A 26,389-nucleotide genomic window follows, 5' to 3' on the forward strand; every position below is an offset into this window, starting at 1 on the left:
AGACTTTATGCCTCCTCTTTCACAAACATGCCAAGCATGCGGTCGGTGACGGCGAAACCGCCGAAGATATTGATGGAGCTAACCACGATGGCCGCGAACGCGAGACCTGAAACCAGCAGGTTGGAGCTTCCCACCTGGAGAATCGCACCCACCAGAACAATGCCGGAAATCGCGTTGGTCTCAGACATCAGCGGTGTGTGTAGGCGCGGCGTGACCGCGGAGATTACGTAGAAGCCAAGCACGATAGCCAAGGTGAGAACCATGAAGTTGGCGCTCACGCTGTGCGGTGCGCTGAGCATAACCACAATTGCCAGCAGTGCCATCAGGCCCAGAGCAATCTTCGAGCCCAGGCCCGATCCCATGAAGGAAACCTTCTCCGGTGCATTCTCTTCTAATGCGGCCTGGTGGGCCTGCTGCTCCTGCAGTGGGGCAGCAGGGGTGACAGCGACCTTGATTGGTGGTGGTGGCCAGAGAATCTCAGCTCCGGTAGCGCCGGCGCCATTCTGTGGGCGAGCCTTTGTTACCGTGATGCCACGGATAATCTCATCCTCGAGATTGAGAACCGGAGAGCCATCCTTTTCCGGCGTAATCAGCTTGAACAGGTTGAAAATGTTCTGTCCGTACAGCGACGATGCCTGCGCGGGCAGACGTCCTGCAAGGTCGGTGTAACCGATGATGGTCACACCGTTGTCAGTGACAATGGTCTTGCCTGGAACGGTCATCTCGCAGTTGCCGCCACCGGCGGCAGCCATGTCGACGATGACGCTGCCTGGTTTCATAGCTGCAACATCGGCAGCAGTCAGCAGCAGTGGAGAGCGACGGCCAGGGATATTCGCGGTGGTAATGACAATGTCAGCCTGCGCGGACTGCTCGGAGTAGAGCTTCGCGGCAGCGGCAGCCTGATCATTGGTCATTTCCTTGGCGTAGCCATCCTCGGACTTCTCGGCGGCGGCCGGAATCGGGATGAACTCTGCACCCATCGATTCGACCTGCTCACCGGCTTCAGGGCGCAGGTCTGTTGCCTTGACAATCGCGCCCATCGAGTTGGCCGTACCGATCGCCGCAAGTCCGCCGACACCAGCGCCGATGACGTAAACGGTAGCTGGTGGCATCTTGCCTGCAGCAGTCACCTGACCAGTGAAGAGGCGACCATATGCAGAAGCCGCTTCGACTACTGCGCGGTAGCCGCCGATGTTTGCCATCGACGACAGCACGTCCATCGACTGTGCCCTGGAAATGCGGGGAACTGCATCCATAGCAAGGGCAGTGATGTTGCGTTGCGCGAGCTCTTCGACCAGTTCTTCGTTTCGGCCTGGCGCAAGTCGGCTAATCAGCATGGCACCGTCGTTAAGCAGTGCACGGAACTGCTCCGGCGGAGTGTCGAGCGTTACGACGATATCGCTGTGCCAGACAGACTCGTCGACAATGGTGGCACCGGCGGATTCGTAGTCCGCGTCGGTGAACTTAGCAGCCAGGCCGGCGTCAGCCTGCACGGCGACCTCGTAGCCAAGCTTGACGAGTTTGCCGACGGTCTCCGGGGTCGCAGCCACAATTGTTTGCTGGGGATCGGGTTCTAAAGGGATGCCGATTCTCATTGTGGGAGTTCTTTTCTGTTCGGGGGTTTTATTAAGGGCCATGCGCACTCGGTTGTCGGTTAACAGTGAGTGTGGGCGTGGCCACTTTGTCCTTGGTGTCAATAAGGTATGCGCTGGTGGGGAGGCAGCGGAGGCGTTTGTGGAAAAAGGTAATAAAAATATGTGGGTAACGGTGGTGAGGTGGGTTTTCTGAATTTGTGCACTCGTGGAAAGGGGGTAGGAAATGGGGGTGGTGGTGTTAATTTTGGGCGAGAGTGAACATTTTCAGCGCTCTGAATGATTGTTTGAGGGGTGAAAGATGGGGGAGGCTATTTCTGTCTTTACGTATGTATTTACGTATTAGGTAAATTCGTATTCCTAGGTTCTTGGCAAGAGTTAAGGAAAACGATGATTGGTTCACTAAGGGCGGCCGGAAAGCCCGTGTCGGTATCCCGTCAAGGGCAGGGGCGTACGTTCTCGAAGGTGGTTGCTCTCTCGCTCGCAGCTGGAGTGGTTCTCGGCGGACAGGTGCCAGCGCAGGCGGCACCGCGCATTGGTCAGCTGCCGGACATCACTGCACGTGAAAGCACTGTTGACTACCAGAACTCGGAAACCGTGGACAAAATTGGCGGTGGTCTAGTGGATGTCATGGGTGGTGTGAACCGCGCCATCTCCGGTGGTGAAAGTGGCCATATCACCGAGCCGTTCGCCCCAGAGGCGGGGCACCTGCGCAAGGAGTTCGGAGCGATGGGCTCCCACCCAGTTGCCGCAACCCGTGAAGCAATGCCATGTGATGGTGTCGTCTACACCATCTACAACCGCGTGCTGCGGGACCTCCACGGTCTCCACGGCACCACCGGCTGCTATGACGTATTGCCGGAATCGGCCAACGCCTCCCCAGTTGGCGCGCAGCTCATTTACCCGGCGGATATCGACTCCATGGAGTCCGCGCCGCTGATGGTTCTGAGCCCTGGCATTGGTACTGAGCCAGGTATGTACGACGCGCAAGCGCGACTCTATGCAAGCCACGGATATGTCGTGGCTCTCGGCTACAACTTCACCAACTGGTTCGCGCCACAGATGGTGCTGGCAGCTTCAGTTGCCGCAGCGGCCAATGAGGACGAGTCCACGCCACTTGCAGGCAAGATCGATTTCTCCCGGACGATGCTGGTCGGGCACTCTGCAGGTGGTGGCTCCGCAATCTTCCTGAACAACAGGATGGATAAGGCCTTCCAGGCTGCGGGCATCGATATGGTCACCCGTGGTCTGGTTGCCATCACCCCAGGGCCTTCCGACGCTGGGCTGATCTCCACCCCGCCGGAGATTCCAAGCCTGGTGGCCATTGCTGAGCACGAGGACATCGTTCCTTTTGATGCCGATCGACGTGGTTACCGCGATGCTGCAGGGCCCGCCTGGGAAGCGGTAGTCACCGGTTCCTACCACGGCACCTACCTGGATGATCCGTCCAAGAATGTGCTCGGCTCGATGGTGCTGTCCTTTAGCGAGTATGTGCTCGCCGGAACGAGTCGAGCAAAGGCTGTCTATGAGGGTGCCAACTATGGCCTGGCCACTGACTCCGAGCTCAAGGACGTTCAGCGCAAGGGCGTCTAGAGCTGGCTACTCCATCGACTCTGGAATTAGCTTTGCCGCGGCCTCGGCGATTGCCTTGCGCTGCGCTTTCGTGAGCTGATTGCCGTTGAGGTAGTCGTTAGCCCAGAGTCCATCGGAAATCATTTGGACAACGTAGGCCATGCAGGCATCCTGGTCGGTGGCAATCCGTTCTACCGGCGGATTCCACCGGCGCAAAAGGCGCGTCCAAATCTCGCGTAGCTCCGGGTCGGCGGCAGAGTCGATGGACATGAGTAGCTCGGCCCTCGTTGCCGTATCCAGCGAGACCTGGAGGTTTGCGCGTAGGCGGTTGGCGGGGGATACCTCCTCTGCTGGCCCACCTGCGGCTTCGATAAGCTCCTCCTCCCATAACTGCGCCATGTGCTCATGGACGCTGCGGATCATGTCTTCACGGGAGGGGAAGTGGTAAATCAACCCTGATTTACTCATTCCGCATTGAGTTGCGACATTTTCGTAGGTGACCTCGGAAAAACCGCTTGTCTCGATAATCTCAACGATTGTGTCGAGGATGGCAGTGCGCTTACTCGTGCGCATATTCAGTCTCCTTCGGGTTGCCGCGGAATGTCACCGCAGTCGCAATCGCTGCAATGACAGCAACGACAGCCAGGATAATCAAAATGGCCAGGTAGGAACTGTCGAGGCCGGCGCGGGCGCCGTCGTTAAGCGCTGGCGTGTGAAGTGCATCGGTGAGTGAGATGCTGGCGTCGACAGGCGTAAACAGGGCGTAGAACATAGGCAGGAGACTGCCTGTGATTGCGACGGTGATCAGTGTGCCGAATTCGTACGACACGGATTCCATCGCCGCCGCCATACCTGCCTTTGGCCTCGGGGCTGAGCCGATAATCGCGGTCGACGACACCGACATCACAGAACCTGCGCCCGCGCCGAGCAGTATCAATCCCGCGATCATGATTGAGAAATTGCCCGAGGAAACGCCGTAGTACATGCCTGTCAGTCCGACGGCGTTGAGGAGGAAGCCGCCGGTGATGAGTGTGCGGAAACCCACTCGATGGAGCACCATGCCGCCGATGACACCAACTGGCAAGGATGCCAGTGCCGCGGTGGCAACTAGCAAGCCCGCGTCGAGTGGTGTGTATCCGACGGAAATCTGGAAGCGCTGCGTCGTCATCAATTCGGCGCCTGCCAGGACAAACATGGCAAGCGCTGCTGCCAGCACGCCACCGGAAAACATCGGCGAACGGAAGACCGAAAAGTCGATGAGGGGTTCGGTAAGACGTGCCTGACGACGCTGAAACAGTACCGCGCCCACTAGCCCACAGGCGATAGCTGCGACGATGACGGTGGAGGAGCGATGACCAGCGAGTTCCTTGATAAGCGAAACCAGGCCCAGCATGGCCAGCATCGCGTAGAGGCTGGTGAGAAAATCCCAGCGCTTGGCTGGGTTGGGCTGATTTGGTGGAGCGAAAATCAGCGTGCCAATGATTGCGAAAACTACGACAGGGATGTTGATAAGGAAGATTGAGCCCCACCAAAAGTGCTCCAACAGGAAACCGCCGACGACGGGGCCAGCGGCGGCACCCAGTGTTGCTGTGGCTGACCAAATGCCAATAGCCGTGGCAAGTTCACGAGGGTGGTGGAAGGTCTCACGTAGCAGTGCGAGGGTTGCTGGCATCATGGTCGCGGCGCCCAGTCCTAGACAGCCGCGGGCGATGACCAGCGCCCAGGCGTGCGGCGCAAAGGCCGCGGCCAGGGAAGAGAAGCCAAAGATTGTCAGGCCCACAAGAAACATCTTGCGGTGACCGATGCGGTCGCCCAGAGTGCCTGTGCCGAGGAGGAGCGCGGAGATCACCAGTGGGTAGGCGTTGATGATCCACAGGCCCTCGAGTTCGGTTGTGTGGAGCTGCTCGCGCAGAACTGGCAGGGCAGTGTAGAGCACCGAGTTATCTATGCCGATGAGTAGTAGGCCGGCGCTGATGATAGCGAGGAAGACCCACCTGTGGGTGACTGGAGTGGGCGGATTAGCCCCCGTGGAAGCGGCGTGGTCGGTACTTGTCATTCCAGTAACTGTAACGAACGTTCGGTTTAGTTACAACTTCTGGAGGCGCGCCGATTTGGGTCTAAAACTTCAACAAAAGTAAGCTAATCCGCCCAAAGTGCCGGTGAAAAAGTGTCTAAGTTGAAGGCGTTGTTGAGTTACGAATTCACGGACGCCGTTCGATCCCCCCGTGGTGCCCGAGCGGGTAAAGATCAGCTTTTGCGCGCTGACTTTATGCTCGGAGGCTTACGGTCGGAGCTTTACGATCGGACGTTGTGACCAATCACCGCCGGGATAGTAATTGGCGCATCCCCGAAAAGCTCCTTCTGGTATTCGTTCTGCTCGAAAGCGCCGGCATCGTTATCCCTGATGGTGGCCACGTTTGTCAGTTTGCGTGCCGACGGTGCGGAGCCCTTTTGGAGCAGTCCGCCACGGCTGCCCGCAGTGGTGGCCGCGAAAGACCCTGCGCCACGGTTTCCAGCAGCGGCGCCCGCGGTTCCGCCAGCAGCACCCGTAGCTCCGGTAGCAGTACTGTTGCGTGCGCTGATTAGGGAATTCATCAATCCACTTCCGCGCTGTGAAGGGCTATTCGAGGCGTTTGGCAAGGCAGAACCAGCAACCCCGGGACCCAAGCCGGTTCCCATCCCGCGCCACGCTGTTGGCGCTGGCATACGACCAGGACTCGAAGTCGGAAGTCCCGAGGCCGGTGGACGGGGGCTTGCGTTTCCAGAAGGCGGCAGTGCCGGGATATTGCCCGCTGGTGTGAGCCCCGCAGTGCGTCCTGCGCCGAGAGGGCCAGCCGGCCGGTTGCCGTGAACTCCGTAAGGCGAGACTCCTTGCGGTGATGTGCGTTGAAGTGGGGCGCTCGCTCCCGAAGGGGTGACCATGGCTGGATTCGCCGTGCTCGGTTGAGCCATGGTTGATGTACCGGTCGGGGATGTTGGCGAGATTGTGGAGCTCGTTGGGCTGCTAAGTGATGCTGGGTGCACAGGGGCAGCAGACGGATTTGTGGGGTTCGACAAAGTCGAAGTGCTCGGTTGCACGTGCGAAGGAGCGGAAGGGCTCGCGGATGTGGATTGTGGTGTTGGAGAATCCGGAACAGTTGAGGTGGCACCAACTGGTGTGCTGGCGGCCTGCATGCTTCCAGTCATCCCCGCAGGCGAAAGGCTGAACTGGCTAGTTCCAGAACGCCCGGCGACTGTGGCCCCAACGGACACCTCGGCAGTCACACCACTTCCCGCATCGGCAGAAACCAGGTTAGGAATTCGGGGAATAGCTGTCTGTAGCTGTGCGGTATACGGACCAGAGAGAAAGGCTGCTACCTCGGCCTGTTCAAAAGCCTTTTGCGCGCCAGGGTTTGGGAGTGCCTTGGATTCGGCTTCGATCGCTGATAGTGCATTGACGGCCATCGCTTTCACAGATGGCAATACGGCAAGGTGCCCGGCCATGACCTCCGATGCGGTGGCGATGCTGGTAGCGCGTGCGGCCAGACCTTTCATTGTCGTATCCGCAGCAGAGAAAACAGCACCGCTGTTGCTCGACACCAAGCCGGATGAGATGGAGGTTAGATTGCTGGCCAACGTGGTCATAGTGTCGGCGAAGTTGTTCCAGTAGGCGATTGCCTCGGCTACGGCACCGTCATTTGTCGAGGAAAACATGGATAGTAGGGACTTCGCATCGAGACCAAGTTCCGCAGAAAGAGTGACTGGCGCGAAAGTGAGACTTCCAGCTTCAAACATCGGCCGACGCTGAAATACACCGCTTGTTCGCGCTACTTCAGCAAGGGAAGCGCCGTCACCATTGAACGGGTTAATGCTTCGAAGAATCCGATTCATGGTGGATTCGTGTTCAGTAATCACGCGACGGAAGTCAGCGAGATTCGTTTGCGCCCAGGTGAGTTGTTTGCCCAGAGACAAGCCGACGGCGGCAGAGCTTCCTGAACTGCCGGAAATTGCGAGACTGTGTTCTGTCGCCACCAGCTGGAGTGACGGAACCTGTGAGTAGCCGGCCAAGTTGGGCTGCATAAATCTGGAACCGCTTGCTAGAACATTCGTAATACTGAACTTCTGAATTGCAGAGTCGATTGTTGGAATTACGGCATGCATCATGATTCTTCCCCCAAGTAATCAATTAACAGCTCATTTACAGGAGCGCATCGTCGGTGCTGTGGGTCAGGGCTATCTTGTCCGGTTGTGTCGATAACGAATCCGAGAGCCCCTTGTTCTGTTTCGACAGAAGCAATACAGGCAGAGCTTCCGAGCGGTTCTGTTTGAGTGAATGTCACCCAATTGAAAATTCCTTCGTGATGAGCCAAAGGCTCGGCACTGTAGCGCTCGAGTTGCGAGTGAGCGACCGCGGCATGCCAGATGCTCAACAGGCCGGAAGCGTCGGATTCGATAACGCAGCCAATCTGTTTATTACCTTCGATTCGGCCCTCCATGTACGTCTGCTCCTGGAACCCCAGCCTGTCTAAACGCCCCATAATCGCAGGGTCGTCACACGGATTGGTCAGGACGAATTCGGGTGCGTCGTAGTTGTAGTGCCCATCGGGACCAAGTGGAGCATCACCGGGCTCCGGCGGATTGTTGGGTGGAAGCACACCCGCAGGTAACGTCACGCCCGAGTCAGTAGTCATGGTTGTCGCATTGTCGCCGACAGGTTGAACGTCCTCGCCGGATGCCTCGGTCGATGCGCAACTAGTCCCCGTTATTCCCCATAGAAGTGCTGACAGTAGGGCGGCAGTAGTCGCCTTTTTCAATTTTCCCTCCCCAAAGAATTTGTGTGAGAAAGATATAACACCGCGGTCGCAATTGCGCTTGCTGAGAAGCCGAAAAAATAGACCGGCTGTGGATAACTTTTAGGGGGTGTGGACAACGCGGTCGCCGTGCAAAACGACGCCTCTGCGTAGCCACCACCTGCACCTTTGGGGTGCGTTCTCCGGGGCGTCGTTAAGCGTTGGTGGACAGCGCGGGTGTAATGACCGAAGTAATCCGAACGATTGGTTAGACTATGAGGCGCATTACAAAACCACGGGAGTGCCAACCGAAATTCCGGCACTGAGAGGACGCTAGGGATCGAGCGTCGACCGGACGAACCTGAATCTGGGTAATACCAGCGTAGGAAAGGGATGTGTTGCTTCATGGCCGCACGTGTATCTGTATCCGCTCCACCGAAAGAGGGCGAGGTTACAACTGGCCCGATTTACCGCAGCAACAAGCATTACGACGAGGTTGCGTTTAGCAACGATTTCGGTGAGGCGAACCTGCGCATTCCAGTCCGTCGAATCAATCTGACGGACGGCACTCACTTCGATGCATACGACACCTCGGGTATTTACACTGAGGAAAACCCGGAACTGAATCTGAAGGAGGGGTTGGCTAAGACTCGTGACTCTTGGCCGAAGGCTCCGGCGGTGCCGGCGGTTGCGGGGTCTGAGGACGCCCCGAAGGTCAAGACGCAGCTGGCATGGGCTCGTGCGGGAATTGTCACCCCAGAGATGGCATTCATTGCCGCTCGTGAAAATGTGGATCCGGAAGTTGTGCGCGAAGAGGTTGCTGCGGGGCGCGCCGTGATTCCGGCCAACCACAAGCACCCGGAGACCGAGCCGATGATTATTGGCAAGCGCTTTGCCACCAAAATCAACGCCAACATTGGTAACTCGGCTGTGACTTCGTCCATCTCCGAAGAGGTGGAGAAGATGGTGTGGGCGACCCGTTGGGGCGCGGACACCATCATGGATTTGTCCACTGGTAAGGACATTCACGAAACCCGCGAGTGGATTCTGCGTAACTCCCCGGTGCCGGTTGGTACGGTGCCGATTTACCAGGCGCTGGAGAAGGTCAAGGGTGACCCGGCCAAGCTGACCTGGGAAATCTACCGCGAAACCATTATTGAGCAGTGTGAACAGGGCGTGGACTACATGACCGTTCACGCGGGTGTGCTGCTGCGCTACGTGCCACTGGCCGCCAACCGCGTTACCGGCATTGTCTCCCGCGGTGGTTCGATTATGGCCGCATGGTGCCTCGCGCATCACCAGGAGAGCTTCCTCTACACGCGCTTCGCTGAGCTGTGCGACATTCTGGCACAGTACGATGTCACGTTCTCCCTCGGTGACGGCCTACGTCCGGGCTCCATTGCCGACGCTAACGATGAGGCCCAGCTGGCTGAGCTGCGGACCCTCGGCGAGCTGACCAGGATCGCCAAGTCCCGCGGCTGCCAGGTGATGATCGAAGGCCCAGGCCACGTTCCGATGCACAAGATCGCTGACAACGTGAAGTGGGAAGAGGAGTGGTGTGAGGAAGCTCCGTTCTACACCCTCGGCCCGCTGGCAACCGACATCGCGCCGGGCTATGACCACATCACGTCGGCTATCGGCGCGGCAATCATTGCGCAGGCTGGCACCGCCATGCTTTGCTACGTCACGCCGAAGGAGCACCTGGGTCTGCCGAACCGCGACGACGTCAAGGTCGGCGTGATTACTTACAAGATTTCCGCGCACGCCGCTGACCTGGCAAAGGGGCTGCCGCGCGCTCAGGAGCGTGACGACGCGCTGTCGAAGGCCCGCTTCGAGTTCCGTTGGCATGACCAGTTCGCACTGGCCTTGGATCCGGACACTGCGCTGGACTACCACGACGAGACTCTGCCTGCAGAGCCGGCAAAGACCGCGCATTTCTGTTCCATGTGCGGTCCGAAGTTCTGCTCCATGCGTATTTCCAAGGATGTGCAGGACTACGCGAAGGAACACGGCCTGGACTCCGTTGAAGCTATCGAGGCCGGCATGGCTGAGAAGTCCCAGGAGTTCGCTGATCAGGGTGGTCGCGTCTACCTGCCGATTACCGCGGAGTAATTGGTTGCCTCAAAGCTGCTGAAGCAAGCCGCGGTCGAGCTCTATTGGGCTTGGCCGCGGCTTTCTTTTGCTCTCAGCTATTTCTTCCAATCCCAGCGTTGAGACTCAAACGGGGGTGGGTAAGGTGCGCCTTAATAACTAGGTTAGGTGAGCCTAATGCGCGGGGTGTACATTGCTTGTATGCACAGTCTGAAGTTCCTGACTTTCGATCATTCCCACCGCCATCTTGCGGGTGCCCACGAAACTCGCCGTTCATTCAGCTCTGAATCATCCACGGTTGGAGAAGACGTGCGTCGACCGGTGGGGCGGGGTGCGCGCAGAGCTGCGACTGCGGTTTCGCTGTCCGGCGCCATGGTTCTTTCGGCGTTTGTGTCCCCGGCAATGGCTGAAACTGCGAAGCCAATCGTGCCGGACAATTTTCCCAATGTGATTAATCCAGCGGAGAACTTCCAGCCGCAGGATTCACAGTATGTCGAATCCCCGGAAGTTACTGTCACTTTTGAGGACGGCACACCAGCTGAAGGTGCCACGGTTCATCGCGGCGATGTTCTTATTGTTCGCGGCAGTGGTTTCAATCCGTCGGCCAACCGTGGTGGTTACCCGCTTCCAATTCCTCCGGGTGTGCCCAATGGTGTTTACGTTCTCTACAGTGCGTTCCCAGACTCGTGGAAGCCAAGTGAAGGTGCTCCGTCTTCGGCGCGGAAACATCCACACGACAACATTGCCTGGGTCACGCCGGCCGGAACTCTCGAGGCCATACCGAACCAGGGCGTCGATATGCGGCGTTCTATCGCTCGTCAGGCTACCCCGATGACAGATGACGGCAGTTTTGAAGCCCGCATTGTTGTTGACCCGCCAGAGACCCCAGCTGGTGAAAACTGGGGTATTTACGTCTACCCGGCAGCCGGCTCTATTAATGAGGCCGAGGAAATCTATATTCCGTTGAATTATTCGGATGCTCCGGGCAAGAATGCCCCGGCTCCCTCCAGCGAGGATTTAGTAATTTCTGTATCTGCGCTGGAGAAGGTATTCGGCGCACTGGGTGGCGGAGTCACTGCTAAGAACGGTGCTCTAGAGCCTGAGGACGGTGTTGTCTCATTCACCCGCGACAATGACAACAGCGATGCCGAAGGGGAGAGCTACCGCGGAGAAGTTCACTTCACCGCGAAGTTCAGTCTGGTTCATGTGGTCGTTCGTAATCCGCGCATTGAGGACGGCCCGACCGGAAAGATTATTACGGCAGAGGTCTCGCAGGGCTACGATGTCGGTCCGGATGAGATGGAGCGTATGCCCATAGCCGCTGTTGTCAACAGTGATGGCGATCAGCTGATCACGACCATCGGCACTATCTCGCAGTTCCGGTAGTCCCTCCGGTCATCATGGCCGCCAATTGTTGTCCACCTGGCACTTCGTTCAAAGTAAGCCGTCATACCTTGCGGGTTCTTGTGGGGTTGTAACCACTGCCGTATTGGAATCACTACATTAGATAGAGGCGCTTACCAGCGATGAGGAGGAACGTGGGACGGCATAGTCGGGCAGAAGGACCGGTGTCACAGGATGGGGCATCGTCACAGGTTGCGGAGTCGCAACGTGCTGTTGCGGAGTCTCCGTCGCGGGCCTCGCGAAAAATATGGGTTCGCAAACCCAATCAGGTCCCTGCGCTGACGCAATCGCCTGTGATGAGCTGGCCTCTTATGCTGGTCTCGCTGCTCGGTGGTCTTGCCTCGCTGCTGGCCTGGAATGGCCGCACCCAGCCGGACGATTGGGCGTCGCTCTGGGTGGGCGGGCTACTGATGGACAGGGGACTTGAGTCCCATCTCTATGATGCCGATCCAATCGATTTCACCGCCATGAGTGGAGAGGTCTGGCCACGCCTGGCGCAGGAAGTGTCTGCGCCATTTACGCATCCCTTTGTGCAAAACCCTTTGTTTGCAAAGGCTCTGGGAGCGATATCCCACGTCATGAGCTTTGAAACCTCGGTTGCTTGGTTGCTGTTTCTTTCCGGAATGGCCGTCGTGGTCCTGGTCGCAGCTTCCTACCACCTGTGGTTTCGGTCGACCATGCCCTGGGGTATCGCAGCGCTGGTTACCGCATGCGTATTCGCCCTGCCGACCACTCTTAATTCGTTCTGGATTGGTCAGACGACACCGCTGATTGTCGCGGGCGTCGCCTATGGGCTTGCCGCCTCGCGCACTCGTCCTTGGCTCGCGGGCATCGTCCTCGGCATCGTCGCATCCATTAAATTGACTCCGTATGCGCTTATCGCCGTGATGCTCTTTTTCGCTTATCGACGGCGCGCAGCCCTCTGGTCGCTGGCCACCACGGCGGTACTGGCGATCTGGATGCTTATCCGCATTGACATGCCGGTTATTTCGGACTGGATTGACCGAATCGACGACATTGGTGCGTCGGTCTTGGTCGGTGGTGCGAATCAGTCGTTGGCGTCGACTTTAGCCACAGACCTGGGCAATCCTGATTTATTAGTAACAGTGGTGCGTGATTATCCGAGTCACGTGAAAACGATTCCACTGTGTATTGCGCTTGGCGTGGTGTTGATGGTCACCGCAGTTGCGTGGTTGAACCCGGTCTACCGGTTTGAGTTTCTAATCACCGGCGCGTGGCTTATTGCAGCCACATTCTCATCGATTCTTTGGACCCACTACATGTTGATGCTGGTCACGTCTGTGTTCGGTTTGGCCGCCATGGCGCGGACCCGATTGACCAGACAGTGGCCGTATATCGGTATTGCGTTGCTAGTGGTCCTGCTGACGTTCCCTGTGACAAACCCGATTGCTGCTACGCCGTATACCGGCGGATTTGTGTACTCGGGGATTACTGCGATGCTCTTGACGCTGGCATTGATGCTAGTTGTTGGTGGCTGCCACGCATTTGCGGTACATCGGTACGGCGATGGTGATGCAGGCGAGGTTGGAGCTGGTTTTGGCAGTGAATTAGCTGCCGCGGAGACGTTGAATTTTCCTCAGCCAGAGCCAATGGTCTTATTCGACTTGAGGAAGCGCTAGATTTAGCGGCTCAGCATAGAGACGATGTCACGGGCGGACATGTCGCTGTAGATCTCGTTTCGGGCGCTCTTAACCTGGTGTCCGAAGTGGACTGCGTTAGCGTCACTGCTGGTGTCGCGGGTAAGAGCCTCGCGCAGCGGCTGAGAGAAAAAGGCGCGCTTGGTAGTGAAAGAGCGGGGGAACAGGTTTTCAAGGCTCACGGTATAAACCCTTTCTGTGGTCGGAATCCGGTCGGGACTCCGGTTTGAGAGGTTCTGTATTCAAATGGTTTTCTTTGATGCGGTTGCCACTATATGTCTGAATATGCCCGATATCGAGTTAAAACGGGCAAAAGTGACTAAGTGGATACCGTTCCCAACATGAAAGCTGCATCACACTGTGGACCGGCTCAATGCTCGGTCACGGTCAGTTGTGGGCTCCAATACAATGAAATCCGGAATCAAATGTGAAGTAGGAGTTTGGTTATGGCTATTTCTTCGGCACCCACCCCTGAGTCCCCGGATTCGGCGGATACCTCGGAAGCGGCATCGCGCAGCGTTCCGGCGGCAGCGCTCAGTCACGTTGAGGATTTAATTGATTTTGTGGCTGCGTCGCCAAGCTCATTTCATGCGGCACAACAGGTCGTTGACCGTCTGAGTGCAGCCGGTGCCACAGTCATCGATGAGCACGAACAGTGGCCAAGTAAACCCGGTGCCTACGTCCTGCGTCGCGATGGCGCTGCCGTTGCTTGGATCGTCCCGGAGACGCCGGCTGCCGATTTCACCGGTTTCCGTATTGTGGGTTCCCACACGGATTCGCCCGGTTTTCGTGTGAAGCCCAACGCGCGCACCTCCGCCGCAGGCTATGCGCAGGTCGCCGTTGAAGTCTACGGCGGCGCGTTGTTGGGAAGCTGGACCGACCGCGAAATTGAGTTCGCCGGTCGGGTAATTGATAAAAGCGGCAATGAGCACCTTGCTCGCACTGGCCCGGTTGCGCGTATCCCGCAGTTGGCTATCCACCTCAATCGTGCAGTTAATGAAGAGGGATTGAAGCTCCACAAGCAGAATCACACTGCACCAATCATCGGACTGGATACCTTCGGCACCGATGTGCACCAGGTCATCGCCGATGCTGCGAGCCTGTCTATCGACGACATCGTCGCCTGGGACCTCATTTCCTTCGACACCCAGCAGCCGCGCACCTTCGGTGCTCACGATGAGTTCCTGGCTTCAGGTCGACTCGACAACCTGCTCAGCGTCCACTCCTCCCTGGTCGCCTTCGAGACCTTGCTCCGCCAAAACTGGAGCACGTCAACCACCATCCCCGTCATGGTCGCTTTCGATCATGAGGAAGTCGGGTCCGCCTCCACTACGGGCGCTGCAGGGCCACTGCTTGCCGACGTTCTGTCCCGCATCGCAGCGGCCACAGGCGCTGACCTGGAACGCACCCAGCAGCTCTACCGCGGTTCCATCTGTCTCTCGGCCGACGGCGCACACGGTGTGCACCCGAACTATGCAGGCGAACACGAGCCGGGGCACCAGCCGGAACTCAATGCTGGCCCAGTGGTAAAGATCAATGCCAACCAGCGCTACGCCACCACGGCGGTTGGTCAGGCCGAGGTTGTCCGAATCGCAGCGGAAACCTCCAAGCGCATTGGCCAGGAAGTGCCGGTGCAGTATTTTGTCTCTGCGAACCACAAGCCATGCGGCTCCACTATCGGCCCGATCACTGCAACGCGACTGGGTATCGACACCATCGATATCGGAGCTGCGATGGTCTCCATGCACTCGGCGCGTGAGATGTGCGGCACGATTGATCCATGGTGGTTGGCCGAACTCACCGTGGATTTCTGGGGTGCCAGACACTAGCAGCTCGCTGGCAGCGCTGAAGTCGTCTCTAGCAGTGGAGATGTTGGGGCGCTGTGGCCGTCGTGAAGCGAAAATGGGTGAGGGAATTTCCGTAGCTGCTCGTCGTGGAGCCTATTTTCTGTCATGCTATGAACCATGACTGATGCTAACGACACCCTGCCGTCGCACCGCCTTGAAGTACCTATCGAAGAGGCGGTGGCATGGCGTCGCCAACTGCACCAGAATCCGGAGCTGAGCTTCCGGGAGTACAGGACCTCGGACATGATTGAGGATCTGCTCAATCAATGGGACATCCCGACGTACCGGTTAACCCCGACGTCCGTAATTGGCGTCATCGAGGGCACAGCGGGCGACCCCAGCACTGGCCGTGTGATCGGCTACCGCGCGGATATTGACGCCCTGCCGATTCAGGAGGAAACGGGACTGCCGTACGCCTCGCGCACGCCGGGTGTGATGCACGCCTGTGGTCATGATGTGCACACGGCGATGCTGCTGGGCACGGCGAAGGTGCTCTCTGGAATGCGCGATCAGCTGCACGGCAAGGTGCTGTGCATCTTCCAGCACGCCGAAGAAATGCTGCCGGGCGGCGCGCGTGAGTTGGTCGACAAGGGTGCCGCCGATGACTTGGATGAGGTCTATGCTTTCCACGTCGCGCCGCATCCGGTGGGGCACGTAGGGATTTGCGCTGGGCGAGTGACAACCATGTCGGGCATTGTCTCCATCGCGATTCGTGGCCGTGGCGGACACTCCTCGAACCCGCAGTTGTCGATTGACCCGGTGCTCATCGCCAGCGAGGTGACTCTCATGCTGAACACGATTGTCTCCCGCGATGTGGATCCAAAGCACATGAACATCGTCAACGTCGGCTCACTGCATTCAGGTGAGGCTGGCAACGTGATCCCGGATACGGCCAACCTGGAAGTGTCCATCCGCTCGGTGGATGAGGCCGACTGGGAGATTGTCTGCCAGCGTATCGAGGCCGTCGTCAACGGCGTCTGCCAAGCTCACGGCGCACAGGCGACTTTCGACTGGCAGATTCCGTACCCGATGGTGGTCAACGCCGACATTGCAGTCAATCGTGCCTGGCATGCGGCGACGAAGGCGGTTGGCAACTCCAAGGTGTTCGCTGCCGATCCGTGGGCTCCTTCGGATGACTTCTCCTATTTTTCTCGTGAAGCGCCGGGCTGTTACATGTTCCTCGGCACCGGTGGCCCGGAAGCGGGTAATCCCTTCTTTCTCCACAATTCCAAGTTTAAAATTGTGGAGAGAGCCATGGTCAATGGCATGCGCACGGAAATCCAAATCGCGCTCGACGCACTGAACCCGTCGAAGAATCATCCGCCGGAGCGCCCTGCCACATCTCCGACCATGCCCGCAGCAGGTTCCGTGCCTCCACGGCCGCGGAAGGCAGGCCTTGGCACGCCGCAGTCGCATGCGGGCCAGGCGCGGGCGTCGTCAAGCGAATCGGCGGGGGAGACCTCACCGAGTCCTGAGGCGGCGGCATCAGATAATTCCAATCAGCCTCAGGCACCTAGAGAGGATGCATAGGACAATGTCCACGACCCCCAAAGCCCCTGATAAGACGCTCGTTGCCGCACCTGAGTGGTCGAAGTGGGCGATTGGATGGCACGTCTATCCACTGGGGTTTGTGGGAGCGCCCATCCGTGAGAAGGATCGAGGCGCCGCGCCGGTCAATCGAATTCGCAAACTGATTGACTGGCTTCCGTACGTCCAGGAGCTCGGGCTCAACGTCCTGCAGCTGGCGCCAGTATTCGAGTCGACTAGCCACGGCTACGATACCGAGGACTACTACCGCATCGACTCGCGCCTGGGCACCGAAGAGGACATGAAGGCCGTCATCGAAGCTGCCCATGAGCGCGGCATCAAAGTGCTTTTCGACGGCGTCTTCAACCACATCGGGGCAGAGGCACCCGCGTTGAAGACCGCGAAGGAAAACCCTGACTCTGAAGAAGCACAGCTCTTTGCGTTTACTCACTCAGATGGCGACATGACCGCGCCGGTGTTTGAGGGCCATGAGAGTTTGGTCGAATTCGATCACACCAGTGACGCGACTGTTAATTTTGTCGTCAACGTGATGAATTACTGGCTGGCGCGGGGGATTGATGGCTGGCGACTGGATGCGGCCTACGCAGTGGACCCACAGTTTTGGCACAAGGTTTTGCCGCGAGTGCGTGCTGAGCACCCGCACGCCTTTATCTACGGCGAGGTCATCCACGGTGACTATACGGAGATTGTGTCGGTGTCCGGCATGGACTCGGTGACGGAATACGAGCTGTGGAAAGCGACCTGGTCTGCGCTGAAGGAGAAAAACTTCTTCGAGCTGGACTGGACTCTGAAGCGCCATAACACCTTCGCGGAGTCTTTTGTGCCGGTGACGTTTGTGGGCAACCACGATGTTTCACGCATTGCGACGCAGGTAGGGGCCGACAAGGCCGTGCTGGCGGCGACGGTGCTGTTTACCGTGGCCGGTGTGCCGCTGGTCTACTACGGCGACGAACAGGGCTACACCGGCCTCAAAGAGGAACGCATCGGCGGTGACGACCAGATCCGTCCAGTGTTCCCGGATAGCCCGGAGGAACTCTCTGCGCTTGGTGAGGACCTCTACCGCGCTTACCAGCAGCTCGTTGCGGTGCGACGCCGGTTCCCATGGTTGCACTCCGCTCGCGTGGAGACTGATGAATTGCGCAATGGTTTTCTTCGCTACCGCGTGACCGCAACCGACGCGGCGCTCGTGGACGATGCTGCCGAGGCCTTGGGCGAGACTGGAGCTTCCGGCGAGATGCCCTCGCTCGTTGTCGAGCTGAACCTGGAAAACGGCGCAACCAGCGCCGTGATCCGTGATGGTGACCACGTGGAATTTGAGTTTTCCTAGGCTCTCTTGGCGGCTCTAGGCTGCCCTCGGAGAACCAAAACCGCCCGGACACAATGTCCAGGCGGTAATTCTTTCGTGCCCCATCGATGAGTGGGCACAAGGGGTAGTGACTGCGTTTATGTTTGCTGGCTACCCCTGTTTTCGCAGATGCAGTGATTACATCTCTGCGGTCTCAGCAGGGGTCATCTCGTCGGAGGATGCCGGAGTGGTGGCCTTCTGCTCGAAGGTCTCCGACGGGTTGGCCTGGTCGCCGACCTTCACGTCCGAGTCAACCTGATTCGGGGGAGAGCAAGCGACCAGGGCTGCTGCGGCAATGGCGGATGCGGCGATAGCGCCGGCGATGCGGTTACGCATGGATGTGGCTCCTCTGTCGGAAAAACAATAGCTACAAGGGGCTAATAAACTTTTCTCACATTATCTTAAAGCAATATCTTAGAGGATTCTTAACGGCTTGCGGGAACCAAGGGGCCAATCGCCCCCGCGCCGATGCATAGGGTTGCCCCCGGAGTCGCCTTTTCCACATCGACATGGAGAGTATTTCCGCCACCGTTGAGGTACACATAGCGCGGTCGCAGATCGTTGTTCATCTTCACGACTGTGGAACCACCGCGGGTTTGCTCTTCAGTCTCGAAAGGATTGGGGAGCGACAGGCGCACATCCATGTTCTCGGAGGCGGTGGCCGGGAACTCAAGCACCCAGTCACCGAGCTTGATGATGTTCTCCAACTTGATGTCCTCCGACGCAGTGCCGTCCTCGCCAACTGTGATGCGATGGCCACACTGCTCGACAGGGCCATCAGTGACACGGGTGATCTCGGAGACCTTGGCGTCGATAAGCGAACCGTCTGTATTGAACATGCGCGGGTGACCGGTGACGCGCTCAAACGGCGGGCGATCGGAGACCGCATCAAACACCTGCGAGTACATGTTCATCGGAGCGGCGACGGGCACGAGAACTTCGAAGGGGACGGGCTGGTCAATGAGGTTGTAGTCGATTGCCTTGTCGGGGCCAGCGGCGTCGGCCTCCTCGCGCAGCGCGGACAGCGACGCCTTGGTGTTGCCAATCCACTCCATTGCGATGTCATCAGACCAGGCATTGCGGTAAGTAACCACGGAAATCGAGGAGGTGACAGCCAGAGCGACACCCAGCGACCAAATCAGAATGTGCGTACGAGCCGGTAGCAGAGCCGGCGCCTCGTCCTTTGGCGGGAGTCCCGCCAGGGAGATCGCGACACAGATAGCGATCACAAGCGCGACATCAGAGTAATAGTGCAAAGTGTGCGCCAGCACGCCAGAGGTGTTCTCTCCCGAGCGGAACAGGGTGATGGCGAACAAGGTGGTGAACATGTACGCCACCGATAGCGTCCACGGAGCCCAGCCACGGTAGTCGCGGCCAATGAGGGTGGCAGACAGAATCAACAGAATAATGCCGCCGAGAGTAATCAGCTGAGACGAAGCGGAGGCAAACGGCTGTCCCGGAGCCCAGCGTTCCCAGCTTGTTGGACCGCCGATGATGCCGGCAAAAATCTGGCCGAGGCCGTTGAAGAACAGTTCGGGCTGCAGCTTGTCGGAAATGAAGCCGGTGGTTTCGGCGGGGCCGAAGTAGTACCACAGTGCCCAGGCGCCGGTCAGCAGCATCGATGGGATCCAGATGACGAGGCCACGGCGGAGAACCTGCAGGATATTTCTGCGCTCCATGTAAGCCAAAGTGACGACAACCAGCATGGAGATCGGTGCGATAGCCAGGGACTTCTCAAAGAATCCCAGCGCCACTGCCAGCAGCACGAACAGGCCTACGGCTTCCCACGGGCGGGGGCCGAAGGAACGACGCATAGTGGTGCGAATGGCGACAATCATGAAGATCACGAATGCCAGGTGGAACGGCTGGGAATTGGCCGCGGCCGACCACCAGGTGTCTCCCGGAAGCATCAGCGGAGTCCAGGCGACGACCGTGATGAGGAAGAGCGATACCAGCGTACGGCCGGTGAGAAGCTCAAAGAGTTTCGCTGTGGCATATGTCAGCACTACCGACATCACGGCCATGGTGATAGCCGGTAGCCACCAGTTCCACGGCGCGATGAGGTGATAGAGGCCTTGCACCAAGAAAGCCAGTGGCGCAAGGTGCCCGTCGTGATCCTGAAGCAGGTAGTCCTTGCTCAGCAGTGGGGTGTCGTAAAGATGGCCAACAATGATGAAGTCATCCCAGTAAAAACCATGGCTAGTCAGCACCAGAATGCGAGCGACAAGCTGTATCGCAATAACAACTCCGATGAGTGGCCACCATTGCTTCGCAGACAGGTCAAGTCTCTCGCCCCACGTCAATGTGGGCATGTAGTATGGGCGAGAACTTTCCTGCTCAGCGGTGTTGTCAGCACCAGGGTCCTCGGCAGTTTTCACTGCGGAATCCGCGGCTGTCCCCTCATCGCCGACTGGCGGCGTATGAGGGGTTTGGGCAGTTGGGGTATCTCCTGTAGATGACCGCTCGGCTTTAGTCATGGTTCCTTATGTTATCTAGGCCATCTGCTGGGCGCGGTAGGGTAGGCAAAAGTTAGTGCTTAGGGCGTGTCGACACAGGCTTCATACGCCGCTAATGAATACATCAATAATGTTTGAGCAATACCGCTCGAGTTAAAGAAAAATAGGAGCAAGTGGGATGACGCAATCGGCGAGTGCAGCGCGCGCTAACTTCTCGTGGCGCAATATTGACATCATCATTGCAGCTGTTATCGGCGTGGCCGTTGGCCTGATTTTTGTTATCTGGAACATCATCGGCGGTGCGGGCTATGAAGCAGTCAACGCGCTTACTCCTGGTCTTGGCGGTTTGGTCGCTGGTATGTGGTTCCTCGGTGGTCCGCTCGGCGCGTACATCATTCGCAAGCCGGGTGCAGCTATCTTCGTCGAGGTAATCGCGGCGACGGTTTCAGCACTGATCGGTAACCAGTGGGGTATCTCCACCCTGTACTCAGGTTTGGCGCAGGGGCTCGGCGCGGAGCTGGTGTTCCTCATTCTGGCGTATAAGAGCTACAACCTGGCCACCGTGGTTATCTCCGGTCTCATGGCAGGTGTTGGCGCATGGACTTTCGAGCTTTTCACTGGCAACCTGGCCAAGACTTTCGAATTCAACGTCATCTACCTGATCTCCACGGCGCTGTCGGGTGCCGTCCTCGCCGGTCTGCTGGCTTACTTCCTGGCTAAGGCACTGGCGGCAACTGGAGCGCTGGATCGTTTTGCCATCGGGCGAGAGCGGCACGACGACGTCTAGGAAAATCGATGACAGATGAGGCGTTGACGCGGGGGCCGTCGTCAAGCGGAAATGTCCCTGCGGTGAGCGCGCGGGGGTTCGGATATCGGCACGCGGGGCGCAAAGCTGCGGTACTGAACGACATCACGCTGGACATCGAGCGCGGTGAAAAGGTGCTGTTGCTCGGCGCGTCGGGGATGGGGAAGTCGACGCTGCTCGCCGCTATTGCTGGCGTGCTTGGCGACGACTCCGATGGCGAAGCCACCGGAAAGCTCCTGATTGAAGGTCGTACTCCTGCTTCCGCACGGGGTTCGGTGGGCTTGGTGCTGCAAGACCCTGACTCGCAGACGATTAGTGCTCGCGTTGGCGACGATGTTGCCTTTGGTGCGGAAAACCTGGGCGTTGCCCCAGCTGAGATTGGCAACCGAGTGCGCGCCAGCCTGGATTTGGTGGGGCTGGATTTGCCGCTGGATCATCCCACGCACAGACTTTCGGGTGGGCAGAAGCAGCGCCTCGCATTGGCAGGTGTGCTGGCAATGGGCGCACGGGTTATTTGTTTGGACGAGCCGACGGCCAACATCGACCCGGCCGGTGTGCCGGTACTACGCGATGCTGCGATTACCGCGGCGGAGAGGACCGGTGCGGCACTGATTGTGGTCGAGCATCGAGTGGATGCGTGGGTCGATGTGGTCGACCGCATCATCGTGCTGGGCCGCGGAGGTGTGATTGCCGATGGTGCACCGCATCGGGTCTTGGAAGACTACGGGCAGGCTCTGACGGATGCTGGGGTGTGGATTCCGGGTGCTCCGCCCGCCCTGCCGGATGCGCGTTCAGTTACCTGCGACCAGGACGGGCACCCTAGCGGTGACATCGCGATCGAAACCCGCGAGCTGGACATCGGCTATGGCGCGAAGAAGTCGTGGTTCAGGGGTAGCGAAACTGTTGAGCCTATTGCTCGCGGAGTATCCGTTTCTATCCCATCCGAAGCTTCCACCTGCATCGTTGGTCACAACGGCAGCGGGAAGTCCACGTTAGCGCTGACGCTCGGCGGCCTGCTTGAGCCGATGGCGGGCACGGTCCAAGTGGCCGGCAGCGGTAGTGCGCCGTGGAAATGGCCGTCGAAGAAGTTGGCTACTCGGATTGGCACGGTCTTCCAAGACCCCGAGCACCAATTCGTCACCGGCACAGTGCTGGAAGAGTTGCAGCTTGGCCCGAAGCTTGTCGGTGTCAACGCTGATAAGCGCATCGAGGAATTACTTGAGCGGCTGCGGCTAACGGCCCTGACCAAGGCGAATCCGTTCTCACTCTCGGGCGGTGAGAAGCGACGTCTGTCGGTGGCGACCATTCTGGCGACAGCGCCGGATATTGTGCTTCTCGACGAACCGACGTTCGGCCAAGACCGCCGGACATTCACCGAGCTGCTCACTTTGCTTCGCCAACTTGCTGACGACGGCCGAACTGTTATCTCGATTACCCACGATCCATTGGTGGTACAAGCGATGGGGGACTACGTCATCGACATGGATTCGTTTCATCCGGAGCGGTCAGGCCGTGCGGCGCCGGGACAGCGTGGTTCAGGGGAGCAGGCCGGTCCGAGCCGCACTAGCGGTGCGCGCGGCCAGGGCGAAGCAGGAGGGAAATTGTGACTGAAGTCGGTTCCGCCGGTACGGCTGAAGGTACGCAGAGCGCCATTTCGAGTAAGCAGCCTTTCCTCGCGACGGTCAACCCGGTGGCGAGAGTACTGGGCCTATTCTTGCTCACCACACCGCTGCTGATTTCCATCGACTGGGTCTCCGCAGTGGTTGCGCTTGTCTGCACGCTTTTCTTGGTGCCGCTGTCGGGTTTGGGTTTTCGTCGTTTTCTAGGACGCAGCCTGCCACTTCTTATCGCCGCGCCCATCTCAGGAATCTCAATGGCGCTCTACGGCAACCCGGAGGGCAAAGAGTATTTCTCCTTTCTGCTTGCGCATGTGACGGATAATTCCATTTCTCTGGCCATCGCGATCATGTTGCGTGTGCTGGCTATCGGTACTCCAGTTATCGTGCTGACAGCCAATATCGATCCCACCGATCTGGGCAATGGGCTGGCGCAGATTCTCAAGCTGCCCAGCCGCTTTGTGCTGGCAACGGTGGCGAGTCTGCGGCTCGTCGGCCTATTCATCAGCGATTGGCAGGCGCTGACCCGAGCCCGTCGAGCACGCGGTTTGGGTGACCACGGCGCAATCCGCCGCACTATTTCCCAGGTGTTCGCTCTGCTGGTGTTTGCGCTGCGCCGCGGAACCAAACTGGCTACGGCCATGGAAGCCCGCGGCTTTGGCGCACCGATTAAGCGTACGTGGTGGCACACCTCGACATTGGCCACGCGTGACTATGCCACCATGGCCGCCTGCCTTGCCATCGCCGTCGCAGCAATCGGTATTTCCGTGTGGGCCGGGGAGTTCCGCTTCCTGGGCGTGGCGTAGCAAAGGCGTTTCAATCACGATGATTCTGCTTATCGACGGCCGCTCCGGCAGTGGCAAAACCACCTTTTCGGCAAAGTTGCACAGTATCCTCGGTTGGCCAGTTATCCACTTGGAGGATGTCTATCCGGGCTGGTCCGGCCTGCAGAAAGCATCGGCCGAAGTCGCGGAGACCATTTTGAACCCCGCGCTACCGGCCGATGAGCGCGGGTATCGCCGTTGGGACTGGTACGCCAGTGAATTCGCCGAGTGGGTCCCCACGCCACCGGACTCCTCGCTCATCGTCGAAGGCTGTGGCGCTGTCACTGAAGCTAACCTTGCCGCTGCCCGCGCCATCGGCGACGGCAACGCCTGGGGAGTCTGGGTAGAGCTGGACACGCAGACTCGATTTGCCCGCGCCATGGCTCGCGACGACCACTTCGAGGAACACTGGGACATGTGGGCCGAGCAGGAATCCCAGCATATGGCCAAGCACAATCCGCAACAGCTCGTCGACTGGACCATCAACGTCCCAGAACAGTTAACGTGGAAGCTCTGATGAGAAAAACACTCGCGTGCCTCGGTGCAGGCTTCGGTTCCATGCTCCTCGTCGGCGGACTAGGCGTCGCCGCTAATTCGGAGCTACGACCACCACGCCTGCCCAATCGCAGACCTCCGAGGTGGGTTCTTCCCACAGTAGGTGCCGCGTGGATACTGGCCAGCTGCCGCGCCTACTACGCTCGCGCATCGCATCGCTTGACGACGCCCCTGCTCGCCGGCCTCGCAGTACCAGGAGCCGCAGCGATCGTTTTCGAGGCCGTTCGCCTTCGATGTGCAGCCCAAAAACCAACTCTGCCGCCACACACCGTGGTTGTACTGGGATGCGGATTGAAGAACAATCGGCCCTCGGCCCTGCTGGCCAGAAGATTACAGCGAGCAGTCTCAGCGTGTGATGAGCGTACCGAGCGAATCATCTGCTCCGGTGGGGTCGGCAGTGAAGCGGTGACAGATGCCACCTGCTCTGAAGCGGACGCCATGGTGGAGTGGTTGGAGGCGAACGCTGGGGACGTCGTAAAGCGCGGCGACATCGAGTTGATCCCCGAGGACCAATCGACGAATACGTCGGAAAACATTGACTATGCGTGCGAATTGATGCGCGGCATGGACGGTGCGTTGAGCGCTGGAACGGTTGTTGTGACCAGTGATTTTCATGCGCCACGGGTAGCGAAGCTCATGCGCGAACGGGGGCTGGAACCCTGGTGTGTCGTCGGCGCCTATACGCCGTTGAGGTACTGGGCGACATCGCTGCTGCGGGAATTCCTCGCGCAGTTTATTCTGTGGGCGCCGAGCGGCAACGCGAGAATTTTACGAATTTCGCGGGTAGAGCGAAGCGTTAGCCACTAGTATCGAACGAAGATAAATACGTCGTGCGGTGATAGTGCTGCGTAGAGCGCGATATCGAACACGACATCGGAATCATTAAATCGGGAGGAACACCCACATGGCTTTGACCCCAGGATTCGACCTGTTCCAGCTGCCAGAGGAGCACCAGGAGCTCCGCGCCGTTATCCGTGATCTGGCGGAGAAGCAGATTGCTCCGTACGCAGCGGACGTCGATGAGAACGAGCGTTTCCCGGAGGAGGCCCTGAAGGCTCTCAACGAGGCTGGCTTCAACGCCGTCCACGTGCCGGAGCAGTTCGGTGGCCAGGGTGCGGACTCGGTTGCGGCCTGCATCGTCATTGAGGAAGTTGCTCGTGTCTGTGGCTCGGCTTCTCTTATCCCGGCTGTGAACAAGCTGGGCACCATGGGCTTGATCCTCAAGGGCTCCGACGAGCTGAAGAGCAAGGTTCTGCCGGACATCGCCAACGGTGAAATGGCTTCCTACGCACTGACTGAGCGTGAGGCTGGTTCGGATGCCGGTTCCATGAAGACCCGCGCGGTCCGAGAGGGCGATGAGTGGGTCCTCAACGGTTCCAAGTGCTTCATCACTAACGGTGGCCGCTCCACCTGGTACACCGTCATGGCTGTCACCGACCCGGAGAAGGGTGCCAACGGCATCTCTGCATTCATGGTCCACAAGGACGACGAGGGGTTCCGCGTCGGTGGCCTGGAGCACAAGCTGGGTATCAAGGGTTCCCCGACCGCGGAGCTGTACTTCGAAAACTGCCGCATCCCGGCTGACCGCATCATCGGCGAAGAGGGCACCGGTTTCAAGACTGCCCTGGAGACCCTGGACCACACTCGCCCGACTATTGGTGCACAGGCACTGGGCATCGCGCAGGGTGCGTACGACTACGCCGTTGGTTACGTGCAGGAGCGTCAGCAGTTCGGCAAGCCGATCGCTGCTTTCCAGAACACCCAGTTCATGCTGGCTGACATGCGTATGAAGATTGACGCTGCTCGTCTCATGGTCTACACCGCAGCCGCTAACGCTGAGCGTGGCACTGCTGAGGGCGGCGCTCGCCTGGGTCTGATGGCCGCAAACGCCAAGACCTTCGCCTCTGACGTTGCTATGCAGGTCACCACTGATGCCGTGCAGCTGCTCGGTGGTTACGGCTTCACCCGTGACTTCCCGGTTGAGCGCATGATGCGTGACGCCAAGATCACCCAGATCTACGAGGGCACCAACCAGATTTGCCGCATGGTCGCAGGTCGCCAGATCCTCGCAGACGCACAGAAGCGCTAATCACCAGCGCAAACTCTAAGCCCTCGCTGAAATGGCGGGGGCTTTTTCATGCTGCCACATCACTCAGAATTTGTCTCTTAACCCCAACGCGCGCTAGTGACTGCGTTTATGGTCGGCGGCGGTGGGGCGATGCGAGTTACTGACTGCGTTTATGACAGAAATGGCCCGAAAAACGGCTGGTAGGGTCAGGCGGTCATTGCATCATGGATAACACCAGA

Annotated in this window: 22 protein-coding genes and 1 riboswitch; of the genes, 14 read left to right on the forward strand and 8 right to left on the reverse strand. The window is 58.7% G+C overall.

Features of this window, described 5'->3' with window-relative positions; genetic code table 11:
* Positions 1-5: 5 nt before the first annotated feature.
* Positions 6-1,595, reverse strand: coding sequence for a Re/Si-specific NAD(P)(+) transhydrogenase subunit alpha (locus ADB02_RS11435; protein ID WP_049172684.1), 1,590 nt, complete (start codon positions 1,593-1,595; stop codon positions 6-8).
* Between the two features lie 387 nt (positions 1,596-1,982).
* On the opposite strand from ADB02_RS11435, the gene ADB02_RS00485 reads away from it, so the two are divergent.
* Entirely contained in the window at positions 1,983-3,185 is a 1,203-nt protein-coding gene (locus ADB02_RS00485) for an alpha/beta hydrolase (protein WP_049189336.1), read from the forward strand.
* Between the two features lie 6 nt (positions 3,186-3,191).
* Here the strand turns inward: ADB02_RS00485 and ADB02_RS00490 are convergent, their stop codons facing one another.
* The 3 genes from ADB02_RS00490 to ADB02_RS11680 form a co-directional block, all read right to left on the reverse strand.
* Positions 3,192-3,737, reverse strand: coding sequence for a TetR/AcrR family transcriptional regulator (locus ADB02_RS00490; protein ID WP_049189337.1), 546 nt, complete (start codon positions 3,735-3,737; stop codon positions 3,192-3,194).
* Positions 3,724-5,220, reverse strand: coding sequence for an MFS transporter (locus ADB02_RS00495; protein WP_049189338.1), 1,497 nt, complete (start codon positions 5,218-5,220; stop codon positions 3,724-3,726). Before ADB02_RS00495 ends, ADB02_RS00490 begins: the two co-directional genes overlap by 14 nt.
* 239 nt (positions 5,221-5,459) lie before the next feature.
* Positions 5,460-5,759, reverse strand: coding sequence for a hypothetical protein (locus ADB02_RS11680; RefSeq protein WP_224784042.1), 300 nt, complete (start codon positions 5,757-5,759; stop codon positions 5,460-5,462).
* A gap of 886 nt (positions 5,760-6,645) precedes the next feature.
* On the opposite strand from ADB02_RS11680, the gene ADB02_RS11685 reads away from it, so the two are divergent.
* Positions 6,646-6,813, forward strand: coding sequence for a hypothetical protein (locus ADB02_RS11685; RefSeq protein WP_232250618.1), 168 nt, complete (start codon positions 6,646-6,648; stop codon positions 6,811-6,813).
* A 490-nt stretch (positions 6,814-7,303) separates the two neighbouring features.
* On the opposite strand, the gene ADB02_RS00505 is transcribed toward ADB02_RS11685, so the two are convergent.
* Entirely contained in the window at positions 7,304-7,834 is a 531-nt protein-coding gene (locus ADB02_RS00505) for a hypothetical protein (protein ID WP_241482348.1), read from the reverse strand.
* Positions 7,835-8,218: 384 nt separating this feature from the next.
* Positions 8,219-8,340, forward strand: a riboswitch (TPP riboswitch).
* Between ADB02_RS00505 and thiC the strand changes: the two genes are divergently transcribed.
* The 3 genes from thiC (at position 8,339) to ADB02_RS00520 (ending at position 13,068) form a co-directional block, all read left to right on the forward strand.
* A complete protein-coding gene (gene thiC / locus ADB02_RS00510) occupies positions 8,339-10,045 on the forward strand; it encodes a phosphomethylpyrimidine synthase ThiC (RefSeq protein ID WP_048732939.1) in 1,707 nt (568 codons plus the stop codon). It overlaps the preceding riboswitch by 2 nt.
* A gap of 180 nt (positions 10,046-10,225) precedes the next feature.
* The gene (locus ADB02_RS00515; protein ID WP_241482349.1) at positions 10,226-11,410 is read left to right on the forward strand and encodes an HtaA domain-containing protein; all 1,185 of its coding nucleotides are present in this window, start codon (positions 10,226-10,228) and stop codon (positions 11,408-11,410) included.
* 314 nt (positions 11,411-11,724) lie between these two features.
* Positions 11,725-13,068 carry a glycosyltransferase family 87 protein gene (locus ADB02_RS00520; protein ID WP_241482350.1) on the forward strand — a complete coding sequence of 448 codons (1,344 nt, stop codon included), beginning with the start codon at positions 11,725-11,727 and terminating at the stop codon, positions 13,066-13,068.
* Between the two features lie 2 nt (positions 13,069-13,070).
* On the opposite strand, the gene ADB02_RS00525 is transcribed toward ADB02_RS00520, so the two are convergent.
* Positions 13,071-13,268 (reverse strand): hypothetical protein, encoded by a 198-nt coding sequence (locus tag ADB02_RS00525; RefSeq protein WP_048732933.1) that lies wholly within the window; start codon positions 13,266-13,268, stop codon positions 13,071-13,073.
* Between the two features lie 264 nt (positions 13,269-13,532).
* On the opposite strand from ADB02_RS00525, the gene ADB02_RS00530 reads away from it, so the two are divergent.
* The 3 genes from ADB02_RS00530 to ADB02_RS00540 all read left to right on the forward strand — a co-directional run bounded on the left by ADB02_RS00530 (position 13,533) and on the right by ADB02_RS00540 (position 17,808).
* Positions 13,533-14,915, forward strand: coding sequence for a M18 family aminopeptidase (locus tag ADB02_RS00530; RefSeq protein WP_049189343.1), 1,383 nt, complete (start codon positions 13,533-13,535; stop codon positions 14,913-14,915).
* A gap of 135 nt (positions 14,916-15,050) precedes the next feature.
* Positions 15,051-16,463, forward strand: coding sequence for a M20 metallopeptidase family protein (locus ADB02_RS00535; protein ID WP_048732929.1), 1,413 nt, complete (start codon positions 15,051-15,053; stop codon positions 16,461-16,463).
* A 4-nt stretch (positions 16,464-16,467) separates the two neighbouring features.
* Complete coding sequence (locus tag ADB02_RS00540) at positions 16,468-17,808, forward strand: alpha-amylase family protein (protein WP_049189344.1); 1,341 nt, start codon at positions 16,468-16,470, stop codon at positions 17,806-17,808.
* Between the two features lie 156 nt (positions 17,809-17,964).
* Here the strand turns inward: ADB02_RS00540 and ADB02_RS00545 are convergent, their stop codons facing one another.
* Entirely contained in the window at positions 17,965-18,162 is a 198-nt protein-coding gene (locus tag ADB02_RS00545) for a hypothetical protein (protein ID WP_049172707.1), read from the reverse strand.
* Positions 18,163-18,251: 89 nt separating this feature from the next.
* Entirely contained in the window at positions 18,252-20,303 is a 2,052-nt protein-coding gene (locus tag ADB02_RS00550) for a hypothetical protein (RefSeq protein ID WP_049189345.1), read from the reverse strand.
* Between the two features lie 157 nt (positions 20,304-20,460).
* Here ADB02_RS00550 and ADB02_RS00555 point away from each other — a divergent pair, with 157 nt between their 5' ends.
* From ADB02_RS00555 to ADB02_RS00580, 6 genes are all read left to right on the forward strand, one after another.
* Positions 20,461-21,069, forward strand: coding sequence for an ECF transporter S component (locus ADB02_RS00555; RefSeq protein ID WP_049189346.1), 609 nt, complete (start codon positions 20,461-20,463; stop codon positions 21,067-21,069).
* A gap of 8 nt (positions 21,070-21,077) precedes the next feature.
* Positions 21,078-22,694 (forward strand): ABC transporter ATP-binding protein, encoded by a 1,617-nt coding sequence (locus tag ADB02_RS00560; RefSeq protein ID WP_049189347.1) that lies wholly within the window; start codon positions 21,078-21,080, stop codon positions 22,692-22,694.
* A gap of 44 nt (positions 22,695-22,738) precedes the next feature.
* Entirely contained in the window at positions 22,739-23,509 is a 771-nt protein-coding gene (locus ADB02_RS00565) for an energy-coupling factor transporter transmembrane component T family protein (RefSeq protein ID WP_049189357.1), read from the forward strand.
* A gap of 19 nt (positions 23,510-23,528) precedes the next feature.
* Positions 23,529-24,044: a para-aminobenzoate synthase gene (locus ADB02_RS00570; protein WP_049189348.1), complete on the forward strand. Its 516-nt coding sequence runs from the start codon at positions 23,529-23,531 to the stop codon at positions 24,042-24,044.
* Positions 24,044-24,889 carry a YdcF family protein gene (locus ADB02_RS00575; RefSeq protein ID WP_049189349.1) on the forward strand — a complete coding sequence of 282 codons (846 nt, stop codon included), beginning with the start codon at positions 24,044-24,046 and terminating at the stop codon, positions 24,887-24,889. The genes ADB02_RS00570 and ADB02_RS00575 overlap by 1 nt, the downstream gene beginning before the upstream one ends.
* 97 nt (positions 24,890-24,986) lie before the next feature.
* Positions 24,987-26,171: an acyl-CoA dehydrogenase family protein gene (locus ADB02_RS00580; protein ID WP_016422383.1), complete on the forward strand. Its 1,185-nt coding sequence runs from the start codon at positions 24,987-24,989 to the stop codon at positions 26,169-26,171.
* The last annotated feature ends 218 nt before the right edge of the window (positions 26,172-26,389 follow it).

The organism is Corynebacterium sp. 212_CJEI, assembly GCF_001055915.1.
GTDB classification, from domain to species: Bacteria; Actinomycetota; Actinomycetes; order Mycobacteriales; family Mycobacteriaceae; genus Corynebacterium; species Corynebacterium jeikeium_D.

Excerpts from the sequence above, each read along its gene's own strand:
- ADB02_RS00555 (WP_049189346.1), top strand. The coding sequence starts at position 20,461 with ATGACGCAATCGGCGAGTGCAGCGCGCGCTAACTTCTCGTGGCGCAAT.
- ADB02_RS00495 (WP_049189338.1), bottom strand. The coding sequence starts at position 5,220 with ATGACAAGTACCGACCACGCCGCTTCCACGGGGGCTAATCCGCCCACT.
- ADB02_RS00545 (WP_049172707.1), bottom strand. The coding sequence starts at position 18,162 with ATGCGTAACCGCATCGCCGGCGCTATCGCCGCATCCGCCATTGCCGCA.
- ADB02_RS00550 (WP_049189345.1), bottom strand. The coding sequence starts at position 20,303 with ATGACTAAAGCCGAGCGGTCATCTACAGGAGATACCCCAACTGCCCAA.
- ADB02_RS00490 (WP_049189337.1), bottom strand. The coding sequence starts at position 3,737 with ATGCGCACGAGTAAGCGCACTGCCATCCTCGACACAATCGTTGAGATT.
- ADB02_RS00515 (WP_241482349.1), top strand. The coding sequence starts at position 10,226 with ATGCACAGTCTGAAGTTCCTGACTTTCGATCATTCCCACCGCCATCTT.
- ADB02_RS11435 (WP_049172684.1), bottom strand. The coding sequence starts at position 1,595 with ATGAGAATCGGCATCCCTTTAGAACCCGATCCCCAGCAAACAATTGTG.
- ADB02_RS11680 (WP_224784042.1), bottom strand. The coding sequence starts at position 5,759 with ATGAATTCCCTAATCAGCGCACGCAACAGTACTGCTACCGGAGCTACG.
- ADB02_RS00485 (WP_049189336.1), top strand. The coding sequence starts at position 1,983 with ATGATTGGTTCACTAAGGGCGGCCGGAAAGCCCGTGTCGGTATCCCGT.
- ADB02_RS00540 (WP_049189344.1), top strand. The coding sequence starts at position 16,468 with ATGTCCACGACCCCCAAAGCCCCTGATAAGACGCTCGTTGCCGCACCT.
- ADB02_RS00505 (WP_241482348.1), bottom strand. The coding sequence starts at position 7,834 with ATGACTACTGACTCGGGCGTGACGTTACCTGCGGGTGTGCTTCCACCC.
- ADB02_RS00580 (WP_016422383.1), top strand. The coding sequence starts at position 24,987 with ATGGCTTTGACCCCAGGATTCGACCTGTTCCAGCTGCCAGAGGAGCAC.
- ADB02_RS00530 (WP_049189343.1), top strand. The coding sequence starts at position 13,533 with ATGGCTATTTCTTCGGCACCCACCCCTGAGTCCCCGGATTCGGCGGAT.
- ADB02_RS00570 (WP_049189348.1), top strand. The coding sequence starts at position 23,529 with ATGATTCTGCTTATCGACGGCCGCTCCGGCAGTGGCAAAACCACCTTT.
- ADB02_RS11685 (WP_232250618.1), top strand. The coding sequence starts at position 6,646 with ATGACCTCCGATGCGGTGGCGATGCTGGTAGCGCGTGCGGCCAGACCT.
- thiC (WP_048732939.1), top strand. The coding sequence starts at position 8,339 with ATGGCCGCACGTGTATCTGTATCCGCTCCACCGAAAGAGGGCGAGGTT.
- ADB02_RS00535 (WP_048732929.1), top strand. The coding sequence starts at position 15,051 with ATGACTGATGCTAACGACACCCTGCCGTCGCACCGCCTTGAAGTACCT.
- ADB02_RS00560 (WP_049189347.1), top strand. The coding sequence starts at position 21,078 with ATGACAGATGAGGCGTTGACGCGGGGGCCGTCGTCAAGCGGAAATGTC.
- ADB02_RS00575 (WP_049189349.1), top strand. The coding sequence starts at position 24,044 with ATGAGAAAAACACTCGCGTGCCTCGGTGCAGGCTTCGGTTCCATGCTC.
- ADB02_RS00520 (WP_241482350.1), top strand. The coding sequence starts at position 11,725 with ATGAGCTGGCCTCTTATGCTGGTCTCGCTGCTCGGTGGTCTTGCCTCG.